A 12,681-nucleotide genomic window follows, 5' to 3' on the forward strand; every position below is an offset into this window, starting at 1 on the left:
ATGTTTGTACGTCATGAAGATTTCGCCACGGTAGTGCGCTGTACTCCGCTGATTTCCATTGATTTGCTGGTGGAAAATGCGCGCGGTGAGTTCCTGCTGGGCAAGCGCCTCAACCGTCCCGCCCAAGGATGTTGGTTTGTCCCGGGCGGTCGGGTGCAGAAAGATGAACGGCTTGAGGGCGCGTTTGAGCGCCTGACGCTGGCGGAACTGGGCTTACGTTTGCCTCTGCCATCCGCGGAGTTTTATGGCGTCTGGCAGCACTTCTATGACGATAATTTTTCCGGGGAGGATTTCTCAACGCATTACATCGTGCTGGGATTTCGTCTGCGGGTGTCGGAAAACGATCTGCAACTGCCCGATGTTCAACATGATGCGTACCGCTGGCTGACGCCACAGGCCGTGCTGGACAGCGACAACGTGCACGATAACAGCCGGGCGTACTTTTTACCGCAACGCCAGTCCGGGGTGCCGGGCTTATGAAAATTCTGGTGTATGGCATCAATTACTCACCGGAACTGACCGGTATCGGCAAGTACACTGGCGAGATGGTGGAGTGGATGGCGCAAGCGGGGCATGAGGTTCGGGTGATCACTGCGCCGCCTTATTATCCGCAGTGGAAAGTGAACGGTCGCTATTCTGCCTGGCGTTACCGTCGGGAAGAGGGTGATGCCACCGTCTGGCGCTGTCCGCTGTATGTGCCAAAGCAGCCCTCAACGCTGAAACGCCTGCTGCATTTAGGCAGTTTTGCCGTGAGCAGTTTTTTCCCGCTCATGGCGCAGCGGCGCTGGAAGCCCGATCGCATTATTGGCGTAGTGCCGACGCTGTTTTGCACGCCCGGCATGCGCCTGTTGGCGAAACTTTCCGGGGCGCGCACGCTGTTGCACATTCAGGATTACGAAGTTGACGCCATGCTCGGCCTTGGGATGGTCGGGAAAGGTGGAGGCGGCAAAATGGCAACGCTTGCCAGCGCGTTTGAGCGCAGCGGCCTGCATAACGTCGATTATGTCTCAACCATCTCGCGCTCGATGATGAACAAAGCGCAGGAAAAAGGCGTAGCGCAGGAAAAGGTCATTTTCTTTCCTAACTGGTCGGAAGTGGCGCGTTTTCGTGAGGTGACTGAGGATGACGCGCGGGCGCTGCGTCAGCAGCTCGGTTTGCCTGAAAATCAAAAAATTATTTTGTACTCGGGCAACATCGGGGAAAAGCAGGGGCTGGAGAGCGTGATTGATGCCGCCGCAGAACTGAGCACTCAGCCCTGGCTGTTTGTGATTGTCGGGCAGGGGGGTGGCAAAGCGCGGCTGGAAAACATGGCCCGCGAACGTGGCCTGAGTAACGTGAAATTTTTCCCCTTGCAGCCTTACGACGCGCTGCCTGCGCTGCTAAAGATAGGCGATTGCCATTTAGTGGTGCAAAAGCGCGGTGCGGCGGATGCCGTACTGCCCTCCAAGCTGACCAATATCCTCGCCGTTGGCGGCAACGCGGTGATCACCGCCGAGCCTGAAACCGAACTGGGCCAGCTCTGCGAGAACCATCCGGGAATTGCGGTATGCGTGGCGCCAGAATCGGTGAGCGCGCTGGTGGCCGGAATTACCCAGGCGCTCTTTATGCCTGAAACCAACACGGTGGCACGTGACTATGCCGAGCGCACGCTGGAAAAAGACCGCGTGCTCAGCCAATTTATTGCAGATATACGGGGATAAATCATGAGTCAACGTACCCTCTTTCCGGTCGTGATGGCCGGTGGCTCCGGCAGCCGTTTGTGGCCGCTGTCCCGCGTCCTGTATCCCAAGCAGTTCCTGTGCCTGAAGGGCGATCTCACCATGCTGCAAACCACAGTATGCCGTCTGAACGGCGTGGCATGCGAAAGCCCGGTGGTTATCTGCAACGAGCAGCATCGCTTTATTGTTGCCGAGCAGCTTCGACAGCTTAATAAGCTGACTGAAAACATCATTCTGGAACCCGCCGGACGTAACACAGCACCGGCGATTGCGCTGGCTGCACTGGCGGCAAAACGTCACTCCCCGGACGCTGACCCGCTGATGCTGGTGCTGGCGGCGGATCATGTGATTACTGATGAAGAGGCGTTTCGCGAGGCGGTTCGCAAGGCCATGCCGTATGCCGAAGCAGGCAAGCTGGTGACGTTTGGTATCGTCCCGGACGCTGCGCAAACCGGATACGGCTATATCCGCCGTGGCAACGTCTGCCCTGCAACCACCGATGTGGTTGCTTTTGCGGTGGCGCAGTTTGTGGAAAAACCGGATCAGGAAACCGCGCAAGCCTACGTGGCAAGCGGTGACTATTACTGGAACAGCGGCATGTTTCTGTTCCGTGCCGGGCGCTATCTGGAAGAGCTGGAAAAGTATCGTCCCGATATTCTGAGCGCCTGCGAGAAGGCGATGAGCACGGTCGATCCCGATCTCGATTTTGTCCGCGTCGACGAAGAGGCGTTTCTCGCCTGCCCGGAAGAATCGGTGGATTATGCGGTGATGGAGCATACCGCAGACGCGGTGGTGATGCCGATGGACGCGGGCTGGAGCGATGTGGGTTCCTGGTCATCGCTGTGGGAGATAAGCGCGCATACCGCCGAGGGCAATGTGCATCACGGTGACGTCATTAGCCACAAAACCGAAAACAGCTACGTCTACGCGGAGTCCGGACTGGTGACTACCGTTGGGGTGAAAGATCTGGTGGTGGTGCAGACCAAAGACGCGGTGCTGATTGCCGATCGTAACGCGGTACAGGATGTGAAAAAAGTGGTGGAGCAGATTAAAGCAGACGGTCGCCATGAGCATCATATTCACCGCGAGGTGTACCGCCCGTGGGGCAAGTATGACTCCATCGACGCCGGAGAGCGTTACCAGGTTAAGCGCATTACCGTAAAACCTGGCGAAGGATTGTCGGTGCAGATGCACCATCACCGCGCAGAGCACTGGGTGGTAGTGGCTGGAACGGCGAAGGTGACGATCGATGATGACATCAAACTGCTCGCGGAAAACGAGTCTGTCTATATTCCGCTCGGGGCGACGCACTGCCTGGAGAACCCCGGAAAAATCCCGCTCGATCTGATTGAAGTCCGCTCGGGATCTTACCTTGATGAGGATGATGTTGTGCGGTTTGCGGATCGCTACGGTCGGGTTTAACACGACATCATCGTTGTCGGATGGCGGCTGAACGCCTTATCCGGTCTACGAACGAATGGTTATTCATTTTGTGAAAAACATCTCCTGTCGGGAGAGGGCTTCCTGTTGCCTGAAAAAGGGTAAATCATGACAAAACTGACCTGTTTTAAAGCGTATGACATTCGCGGCCGACTGGGCGAAGAGCTCAATGAAGATATCGCCTGGCGCATTGGTCGTGCTTATGGCGAACTCCTGAAACCAAAAATTATTGTCCTGGGTGGCGATGTCCGTCTGACCAGCGAGACGCTGAAGCGCGCGCTGGCAAACGGGCTGCAGGACGCAGGGGTGGAGGTGCTGGATATTGGCATGTCAGGCACCGAAGAGATTTACTTTGCCACCTTTCACCTCGGCGTGGACGGCGGTATCGAAGTGACCGCCAGCCATAATCCGCTGGATTATAACGGCATGAAGCTGGTACGTGAGGGCGCTCGGCCCATCAGCGGTGATAGCGGCCTGCGTGAGATCCAGCGGCTGGCGGAAGCCAACGACTTCCCGCCCGTCAATATGGCAAATCGCGGTAGCTACACAACGATCAATCCGCGCGCAGCTTACATTGATCATCTGCTTGGCTACATCGACGTTAACAATCTGCAACCGCTGAAGCTGGTACTTAACGCCGGTAACGGCGCGGCAGGTCCGGTGGTGGATGCCATTGAGGCACGATTTAACGCGCTCGGCGTTCCCGTCGAATTGATCAAGATCCACAACGTCCCGGATGGCTCCTTCCCGAACGGTATACCTAATCCGCTGCTGCCGGAATGTCGTGCGGATACCCGTAACGCGGTGATTGAACACGGCGCGGATATGGGGATTGCCTTTGACGGCGATTTTGACCGCTGCTTCCTGTTCGATGAGAAAGGCCAGTTTATTGAGGGCTATTACATTGTCGGCCTGCTGGCGGAAGCGTTTCTGGAGAAACACCCGGGGGCGAAGATCATTCACGACCCGCGTCTGTCGTGGAACACGGTCGATGTGGTGACGGCGGCGGGCGGTAAGCCGGTGATGTCGAAAACCGGGCATGCGTTTATCAAAGAGCGGATGCGCCATGAAGATGCGATCTACGGCGGCGAGATGAGCGCCCATCACTATTTTCGCGATTTTGCCTACTGCGACAGCGGAATGATCCCATGGCTGCTGGTCGCGGAGTTGTTGTGCCTGAAAGGTCAGTCGCTTGGTGAACTGGTTCGCGACCGGATGGCAGCTTACCCGGCGAGCGGGGAAATTAACAGCACTCTGGCAGAGCCTGTGGCGGCTATCGAGCGGGTGGAGCAGCATTTCTCCGGCGAAGCGCTGGCGGTTGACAGAACCGATGGCATCAGCATGTCGTTTGTTGACTGGCGCTTCAATTTACGTTCCTCCAATACTGAACCGGTGGTGCGTCTGAACGTGGAATCGCGCGGAGACATTGCGTTGATGGAAGCGCGAACGCGCACTCTTCTGGCGTTGCTGAATCAGTAATGCCGGTGCTTCCCTTGTCCGACAGTGGGCAAGGGGCGACTAACAGGAACCACGATGACACATCTAAAAAAGCGCCAACGCGCGAAAACCAATGCGTCGTTAATCTCAATGGTGCAACGCTTTTCAGATATCACCATCATGTTCGGCGGGCTATGGCTGGTCTGCGAACTGAGCGGCTTGCCCTTCCTGTACATGCACCTGCTGGTAGCGCTGATCACGCTGGTGGTTTTTCAGATGCTGGGGGGGATCACCGATTTTTATCGCTCCTGGCGCGGTGTCAAAATTTCTACCGAGCTGGTGCTGCTGCTGCAAAACTGGACGCTGAGCCTGATTTTCAGCGCGGGGTTAATTGCCTTTAATAACGATTTTGACAACCGGCTTGCGGTCTGGCTGGCGTGGTATCTGCTGTCAAGCGTTGGCCTGCTGCTGTGTCGTGCGTTCATTCGCTACGGCGCAGGATGGTTACGCAACCGGGGGTACAACACCCGCCGGGTGGCGGTAGCGGGCGACCTTCCTGCCGGACAAATGTTGCTGGACAGCTTTCGCCATGAACCGTGGCTGGGCTTTGAGGTCGCGGGTGTCTATCACGACCCCAGGCCCGGACGTAATTCCCGGGATTGGGCCGGAAATCTACAACAGCTGGTGGAGGATGCCAAAGCTTCACGCATACACAACGTCTATATCGCCATGTCGATGAACGATGGCGCGTGTGTGAAAACACTGGTGCGCGACCTGGCCGACACCACCTGTTCGGTGATCCTGATCCCCGATGTCTTTACATTCAACATCTTGCATTCGCGTATTGAAGAGATGAACGGCGTGCCGGTGGTTCCGCTGTATGACACGCCGCTGTCGGGCATTAACCGTTTGCTGAAACGCGCGGAAGATATCGTGCTGGCCTCGCTGATCCTGCTGCTGATTTCCCCGGTGCTGTGCGGCATTGCGCTGACGGTGAAGCTGACCTCGAAAGGGCCGGTCATTTTCCGCCAGACCCGCTATGGCATGGACGGTAAGCCGATCAAGGTGTGGAAGTTTCGCTCGATGAAGGTGATGGAAAACGACGCGGTAGTGACCCAGGCGACGCAAAACGATCCGCGCGTTACCCGCGTGGGTAACTTCCTGCGCCGCACGTCGCTCGATGAACTGCCGCAGTTTATCAACGTGCTGACGGGCGGCATGTCGATCGTTGGGCCGCGCCCCCATGCGGTGGCGCACAACGAGCAATACCGTCAACTGATTGAAGGCTACATGCTGCGCCATAAGGTGAAACCGGGCATTACCGGCTGGGCGCAAATCAACGGCTGGCGCGGTGAAACCGACACGCTGGAGAAAATGGAAAAACGGGTGGAATTTGACCTCGAATACATCCGCGAATGGAGCGTGTGGTTCGATATCAAGATTGTTTTTCTGACGGTATTTAAGGGTTTTGTTAACAAAGCGGCGTATTAAACATGAGCTTACGAGAAAAAACCCTTAACGGCGCGAAGTGGTCAGCGATCGCCACCGTGATCATCATTGGCCTTGGGCTAATCCAGATGACTGTGCTGGCGCGCATTATCGATAACCATCAGTTTGGGCTGCTGACCGTGTCGCTGGTCATTATTGCGCTGGCCGATACGCTGTCTGATTTCGGTATTGCCAACTCAATTATCCAGCGTAAAGCGATTGGGTATCTCGAACTTACTACCCTGTACTGGCTGAACGTTGGGCTGGGGATGGTGGTGTGTCTGGCGATGTTCCTGCTCAGCGATGCAATTGCCGAGGTATTGAAGAATCCCGATCTGGCACCGCTGATTAAAACGCTGTCGCTGGCGTTTGTGCTGATCCCGCATGGGCAGCAGTTTCGCGCGCTGATGCAAAAGGAAATGGCCTTCAACAAGATTGGCATGATCGAGACCAGCGCGGTGCTGGCCGGGTTTAGCGTTACCGTGGTCAGCGCCCACGTCTGGCCGCTGGCGATGACCGCGATTGTGGGATATCTGGCGAACTGCGCGCTACGCACGCTGTTGTTTGGCTATTTTGGCCGCCAGATTTATCGCCCCGGCCTGCATTTTTCACTTTCATCGGTGACGTCGAACCTGCGCTTTGGCGCGTGGCTGACGGCAGACAGCATCATCAATTATGTGAATACCAACCTTTCCACGCTGGTGCTGGCCAGAACGTTGGGCGCAGGCGTGGCGGGGGGATTCAATCTCGCCTGGAACGTGGCGGTGGTCCCGCCCATCAAACTGAACCCGATTATCACCCGCGTGCTGTTTCCGGCGTTTGCCAAAATTCAGGATGACAGCGAGAAACTGCGGGTGAATTTCTACAAGCTCCTGTCGGTTGTCGGCATCATCAACTTCCCTGCGCTGCTGGGCCTGATGGTGGTGTCGAACAACCTGGTGCCGCTGGTGTTTGGCGAGAAGTGGAGCGCCATCGTCCCCATTCTGCAACTGCTGTGCGTCGTTGGGCTGCTGCGATCTGTGGGGAATCCGATTGGTTCGCTGCTGATGGCAAAAGCCCGCGTTGATATCAGCTTCAAATTCAACATCTTTAAAACCTGTCTGTTTATTCCGGCCATTCTCATTGGCGGACATCTGGCGGGCGCGATGGGCGTGACGCTGGGCTTTTTGCTGGTGCAGGTGATCAACACCATCCTGAGTTACTTCGTGATGATTAAACCGGTGCTTGGCAGCAGCTACCGACAGTACATGCTCAGCCTGTGGCTGCCGTTTTATCTCTCCTTACCTACGCTGGTCGTCAGCTATCTGCTGGGTATTGCGCTGCAGGGCCAACTGACGTTAAGCCTGCTGCTAGGTCTGCAGATTGCGTCGGGCGCGCTGGCGTTTGCCGGGGTAATTGTCCTGTCGCGCCACCCGCTGGTGGTGGAGATCAAGCGCCAGTTCTGCCGCAGTGAAAAAATGAAAACCCTGCTCCGTGCAGGGTAAAAAATGTTTTAAGAGGTCATGATGAAATTATTAATTCTCGGCAACCATACCTGTGGTAACCGTGGCGACAGCGCCATTCTGCGCGGTTTGCTGGATGCGATTAACATGCTGCAACCCGCAACGGAAGTCGATGTGATGAGCCGTTATCCGGTGAGTTCTTCGTGGCTGCTGAACCGTCCGGTGATGGGCGATCCGCTGTATTCTCAGATGAAGCAGCATAATAACGCCGCTGGCGTAGTGGGACGGGTGAAGAAAGTTCTGCGCCGACGCTACCAGCATCAGGTTCTGCTCTCCCGTGTGACTGACTCCGGCAACTTGCGCAACATCGCCATCGCCCAGGGGTTTACCGATTTTGTCCGTCTGCTGTCACGCTATGACGCCATCATCCAGGTGGGTGGATCGTTTTTTGTCGATCTGTACGGCGTGCCGCAGTTTGAACATGCCCTGTGTGCGTTTATGGCGAAAAAGCCGCTGTACATGATCGGTCACAGCGTCGGGCCATTCCAGGATGCACAGTTTAACCAACTGGCGAATTACGTCTTTGGTCACTGTAATGCGCTGATTTTGCGTGAGTCCGTCAGTCTGGAACTGATGAAGCGCAGTGCGATAACCACCGAGAAAGTGGAGCACGGTGTGGATACCGCCTGGCTGGTTGATAATCATCAGGATGACTTTAAGCCCAGCTATGCCGTCCGGCACTGGCTACACACGGCGGCACAGCAACAAACCGTCGCCATCACGCTGCGCGAACTGGCTCCGTTTGATAAGCGGCTGGGAACCACGCAGCAGGCCTATGAGCAAGCGTTTGCCGGGGTGGTAAACCGGATCCTCGACGAAGGCTATCAGGTGATGGCGCTGTCAACCTGTACCGGTATTGATAGTTACAACAAAGATGACCGCATGGTGGCGCTGAATCTGCGTCAGTATGTCAACGATCCGGCCCGTTATCACGTGGTTATGGACGAGCTGAACGACCTCGAGATGGGGAAAATTCTCGGGGTATGTGATTTAACGGTGGGAACCCGCCTGCATTCCGCCATCATCTCAATGAACTTTGACACCCCGGCGATTGCAATCAATTACGAGCATAAATCAGCGGGGATTATGCAACAACTGGGACTGCCGGAGATGGCGATTGACATCGGTCATCTGTTGGACGGCAGCCTGCAAACGCAGGTTGCGGATGTGCTCGGGCAGTTACCGGCGCTCAACTTGCGGCTGAGCGAAGCCGTGCAGCGTGAGCGCGCACAAGGCATGCGCATGGTGCAGTCGGTATTGGCGCGTATTGAGGAGCAAAAATGAAGGTTGGTTTTTTTCTGCTTAAATTTCCACTCTCATCCGAGACCTTTGTGCTCAACCAGATCACCGCATTTATCGACATGGGATATGACGTCGAGATTGTGGCGTTGCATAAGGGTGATCTCGAGAACACCCATGTTGCCTATGAGGCTTATCGTCTGGCAGACAAAACGCACTGGCTGCTCGACGAGCCGCAAGGTAAGCGGGCAAAGCTGCAATATCGGGGCACGGCGGCCTTGCAGGGCATCACCCGTCCGGCGACCTGGAAAGCGCTGAATATCTCTCGCTATGGCGACGAGGCGCGCAATCTGATTCTGGCGGCGATATGCGGGCTAACTCGCAAAACGTTTCACGCCGACGTGTTTATTGCTCACTTTGGACCCGCAGGCGTGACGGCGGCGAAACTCCGTGAGCTTGGCGTGATAAGCGGCAAAATCGCCACGGTGTTTCATGGCATTGATATTTCTCACCGGGAAGTGCTCGCCCGCTATGCGCCGGAGTATCAAAAGCTGTTTCAGCGCGGTGATTTGATGTTGCCCATCAGCCATCTGTGGGCCGGGCGGTTAAAAAAAATGGGCTGCCCGGCGGAAAAAATTGCCGTATCGCGGATGGGAATTGATATGACGCGCTTTACCCCGCGTGAGGTGAAAGCGCCCGCTGAAGCGCTGGAAATCCTCTCGGTTGCGCGACTCACCGAGAAAAAAGGGCTGCATGTGGCTATCGAAGCCTGTCGTCAGCTAAAAGAGCAGGGCGTGGTGTTTCGTTATCGTATTCTGGGGATCGGCCCGTGGGAGCGACGTCTGCGTACGCTGATTGAGCAGTATCAACTTGATGATGTGATTGAGATGTCCGGCTTTAAGCCGAGCCATCAGGTGAAAGAGATGCTGGAACAGGCGGATGTGTTCCTGCTGCCGTCCATCACGGGAACGGATGGTGATATGGAGGGGATCCCGGTGGCGCTGATGGAAGCGATGGCGGTGGGGATCCCGGTGGTCTCTACCGTTCACAGCGGTATTCCTGAGCTGGTGGAGTCCGGTAAATCTGGCTGGCTGACGCCTGAAAATGATGCACAGGCACTCGCAGCACGGCTGGCGGCGTTCAGCCAACTCGATGACGAAGAGATTACGCCGATTGTGGGGCGCGCACGTGAAAAGATCGTCACGGAATTTAATCAGGCAGTAATCAATAAACAGTTAGCCAGTCTGCTGCAAACCCTGTAAAGCGAGGTTGTATGCCAGAGAACAAACTCACCCGACGTACCTTTCTGACGGCAGGCACTGCGCTTGCTGTGCTTCATTCTCCCGCTGTTAGGGCGCTGGAAACCGGACGCAGCGTCAATATTCAGGATTACAACCCCAAAGACTGGGTCGCCTCTTTTCGTCAGGCCTTCTCAGAAGGGCAAACCGTCGTTGTACCTGCGGGTCTGGTCTGCGAAAACATGAATACCGGGGTATTCATCCCGCCGGGTAAAACGTTACGCGTACTCGGGCGAGTGAGCGGCAACGGACGCGGCCGGTTTGTTCTGCAGGAAGGGAGCCAGGTAACAGGCGAGGGCGGCGGGAGCCTGCACAATATCACCCTCGACGTACGGGGTTCGGAGTGCGTAATCAAAGGGATCACTATGAGCGGTTTCGGCCCGGTGACGCAAATTTATATCGGCGGTAAGACGCCTCGGGTGATGCGGAACCTCATCATTGATGATATTACCGTCAGCCATGCTAACTATGGCATCCTGCGCCAGGGGTTTCATAATCAGATGGACGGTGTGCGGATCACCAACGGGCATTTTAGTGATTTACAGGGCGATGCCATTGAGTGGAATGTGGCGATAAACGACAGCAACATCCTTATCTCAGATCATGTCATTGAGCGCATTAACTGTACCAACGGCAACGTCAACTGGGGCATTGGCATCGGACTGGCGGGCAGTACCTATGACAATAACTACCCGGATGCGCAGGCGGTGAAAAACTTTGTGGTGGCGAATATCACCGGCTCTGATTGTCGCCAGTTGGTCCACGTAGAAAACGGCAAGCATTTTATCATTCGTAACGTTAACGCGCGCAATATCACCCCGGATTTCAGTAAGAAAGCGGGCATTGATAATGCCACAATTGCTATTTACGGCTGTGACAATTTCGTAATTGATAATATCAATATGAAAGAGAGTGCGGGCATGTTAATTGGTTATGGCGTCATCAAGGGCCGTTATTTATCTATTCCGCAAAACTTTAAGCTTAATAATATTCACCTAGATAATAATAAGCTCGACTCTACATTACGCGGCATTCAAATTTCATCAGGTAATGCAACGTCGTTTGTCGCCATCACCAACGTGGAGATGACGCGGGCGACGCTGGAACTGCACAACCAACCGCAGCATCTTTTTTTACGTAATATCAATGTGATGAAACAATCTACCGTTGGGCCTGCCCTGAAGATGCACTTCGACCTGCGGAAAGACGTGCGCGGCAAATTTATGGCTAAACAGGACACGCTGTTGTCGCTGGCTAATGTCCATGCGGTGAATGAAACCGGGCAAAGTTCGGTCGATATCGACAGGGTGAATCATCAGGTGGTGAACGTTGAGGCGGTGAATTTTCGGCTGCCGGAGCGGGGGAGGTAACTTTGCGACCATTCCTGGCTCAAGTTGCACTTACTTGAGTTTAAGATTACTGCATTCTGCAGATAAGCGGCGTAACATATGCACCAACTGAGCGGTGTAATTCATACTGGCTAAAACAAGCTAAAAAGCTATAATTCAGCAACTATAGAATAGGTGAATGACTTAATGGTTAATTTGAAAGCAGTTATTCCGGTAGCAGGTCTGGGGATGCACATGTTGCCTGCCACAAAGGCAATCCCTAAAGAAATGCTGCCGATCGTTGATAAGCCGATGATTCAGTACATTATCGACGAGGTTGTGGCTGCTGGGATCAAAGAAATCGTTCTGGTGACGCATGCATCCAAGAATGCCGTGGAGAACCACTTCGACACCTCTTATGAATTAGAGTCACTCCTTGAACAGCGCGTTAAGCGTCAGTTGCTGGCTGAAGTGCAGTCCATCTGCCCGCCGGGCGTGACTATCATGAACGTGCGTCAGGCGCAGTTGCTGGGCCTGGGCCATTCAATTCTTTGCGCTCGTCCTATCGTTGGCGATAACCCTTTTGTGGTGGTGTTGCCCGATGTCGTGCTTGATACGGCGAGTGCCGACCCGCTGCGTTACAACCTCGCCGCGATGGTGGCCCGTTTTAATGAAACTGGGCGCAGCCAGGTGTTGGCTAAGCGTATGGAAGGCGATCTTTCCGAATACTCGGTTATTCAAACCAAAGAAGCCTTAGACAATGAAGGCAAAGTCAGCCGCATCGTCGAATTCATTGAAAAACCCGATCAGCCACAAACGCTGGATTCCGATCTTATGGCTGTAGGGCGCTATGTGCTGTCAGCTGATATCTGGGCAGAACTTGAAAAAACGACTCCGGGAGCATGGGGACGTATCCAGTTAACGGATGCCATTGCCGAACTGGCGAAAAAACAATCTGTTGATGCCATGCTGATGACCGGCGACAGCTACGACTGCGGTAAAAAAATGGGCTACATGCAGGCATTCGTTAAGTACGGACTGCGCAACCTGAAGGAAGGGGCAAAGTTCCGTAAAGGCATTGAGAAGTTGCTTACGGAGTAAGATTTGGTGACGATATTAGGCATTGATTGAATGTATCTTTATTAACGGCAGTTGGGTGTTCAGAAACCTGTTAGGTTTTTAGAATGCTGCTGCCGTTTTTTCATTTAAATCAATCACTAAAAAAAGCAGT

10 protein-coding genes are annotated in these 12,681 nt (G+C 54.8%); all 10 read left to right on the top strand.

What is annotated here, in order from left to right; translation table 11 throughout:
• The gene (locus JQ822_RS13940) at positions 1-480 is read left to right on the top strand and encodes a GDP-mannose mannosyl hydrolase (RefSeq protein ID WP_213133956.1); all 480 of its coding nucleotides are present in this window, start codon (positions 1-3) and stop codon (positions 478-480) included.
• Positions 477-1,700, top strand: coding sequence for a colanic acid biosynthesis fucosyltransferase WcaI (wcaI, locus tag JQ822_RS13945; protein WP_213133957.1), 1,224 nt, complete (start codon positions 477-479; stop codon positions 1,698-1,700). The genes JQ822_RS13940 and wcaI overlap by 4 nt, the downstream gene beginning before the upstream one ends.
• A 3-nt stretch (positions 1,701-1,703) precedes the next feature.
• Positions 1,704-3,140, top strand: a complete 1,437-nt coding sequence (gene cpsB / locus JQ822_RS13950) for a mannose-1-phosphate guanyltransferase (RefSeq protein WP_213133958.1) — start codon at positions 1,704-1,706, stop codon at positions 3,138-3,140.
• A gap of 126 nt (positions 3,141-3,266) precedes the next feature.
• The gene (gene cpsG, locus JQ822_RS13955; protein ID WP_213133959.1) at positions 3,267-4,637 is read left to right on the top strand and encodes a colanic acid biosynthesis phosphomannomutase CpsG; all 1,371 of its coding nucleotides are present in this window, start codon (positions 3,267-3,269) and stop codon (positions 4,635-4,637) included.
• Between the two features lie 54 nt (positions 4,638-4,691).
• A complete protein-coding gene (gene wcaJ, locus JQ822_RS13960; RefSeq protein ID WP_213133960.1) occupies positions 4,692-6,086 on the top strand; it encodes an undecaprenyl-phosphate glucose phosphotransferase in 1,395 nt (464 codons plus the stop codon).
• Positions 6,087-6,088: 2 nt separating this feature from the next.
• Positions 6,089-7,567 carry an MOP flippase family protein gene (locus JQ822_RS13965; protein ID WP_213133961.1) on the top strand — a complete coding sequence of 493 codons (1,479 nt, stop codon included), beginning with the start codon at positions 6,089-6,091 and terminating at the stop codon, positions 7,565-7,567.
• Between the two features lie 21 nt (positions 7,568-7,588).
• A complete protein-coding gene (wcaK, locus tag JQ822_RS13970) occupies positions 7,589-8,869 on the top strand; it encodes a colanic acid biosynthesis pyruvyl transferase WcaK (protein ID WP_213134085.1) in 1,281 nt (426 codons plus the stop codon).
• On the top strand, positions 8,866-10,086 hold the full coding sequence (wcaL, locus tag JQ822_RS13975) for a colanic acid biosynthesis glycosyltransferase WcaL (RefSeq protein WP_213133962.1): 1,221 nt from the start codon (positions 8,866-8,868) through the stop codon (positions 10,084-10,086). The genes wcaK and wcaL overlap by 4 nt, the downstream gene beginning before the upstream one ends.
• 11 nt (positions 10,087-10,097) lie before the next feature.
• On the top strand, positions 10,098-11,492 hold the full coding sequence (gene wcaM, locus JQ822_RS13980; protein ID WP_213133963.1) for a colanic acid biosynthesis protein WcaM: 1,395 nt from the start codon (positions 10,098-10,100) through the stop codon (positions 11,490-11,492).
• Between the two features lie 165 nt (positions 11,493-11,657).
• On the top strand, positions 11,658-12,551 hold the full coding sequence (gene galF, locus JQ822_RS13985; protein WP_213133964.1) for a GalU regulator GalF: 894 nt from the start codon (positions 11,658-11,660) through the stop codon (positions 12,549-12,551).
• Positions 12,552-12,681: the final 130 nt, after the last annotated feature.

This window comes from Citrobacter sp. FP75 (genome assembly GCF_018342065.1).
Classification (GTDB): domain Bacteria; phylum Pseudomonadota; class Gammaproteobacteria; order Enterobacterales; family Enterobacteriaceae; genus Citrobacter.

Excerpts from the sequence above, each read along its gene's own strand:
- wcaL (WP_213133962.1), top strand. The coding sequence starts at position 8,866 with ATGAAGGTTGGTTTTTTTCTGCTTAAATTTCCACTCTCATCCGAGACC.
- wcaM (WP_213133963.1), top strand. The coding sequence starts at position 10,098 with ATGCCAGAGAACAAACTCACCCGACGTACCTTTCTGACGGCAGGCACT.
- wcaI (WP_213133957.1), top strand. The coding sequence starts at position 477 with ATGAAAATTCTGGTGTATGGCATCAATTACTCACCGGAACTGACCGGT.
- galF (WP_213133964.1), top strand. The coding sequence starts at position 11,658 with ATGGTTAATTTGAAAGCAGTTATTCCGGTAGCAGGTCTGGGGATGCAC.
- cpsG (WP_213133959.1), top strand. The coding sequence starts at position 3,267 with ATGACAAAACTGACCTGTTTTAAAGCGTATGACATTCGCGGCCGACTG.
- wcaJ (WP_213133960.1), top strand. The coding sequence starts at position 4,692 with ATGACACATCTAAAAAAGCGCCAACGCGCGAAAACCAATGCGTCGTTA.
- JQ822_RS13940 (WP_213133956.1), top strand. The coding sequence starts at position 1 with ATGTTTGTACGTCATGAAGATTTCGCCACGGTAGTGCGCTGTACTCCG.
- wcaK (WP_213134085.1), top strand. The coding sequence starts at position 7,589 with ATGAAATTATTAATTCTCGGCAACCATACCTGTGGTAACCGTGGCGAC.
- cpsB (WP_213133958.1), top strand. The coding sequence starts at position 1,704 with ATGAGTCAACGTACCCTCTTTCCGGTCGTGATGGCCGGTGGCTCCGGC.
- JQ822_RS13965 (WP_213133961.1), top strand. The coding sequence starts at position 6,089 with ATGAGCTTACGAGAAAAAACCCTTAACGGCGCGAAGTGGTCAGCGATC.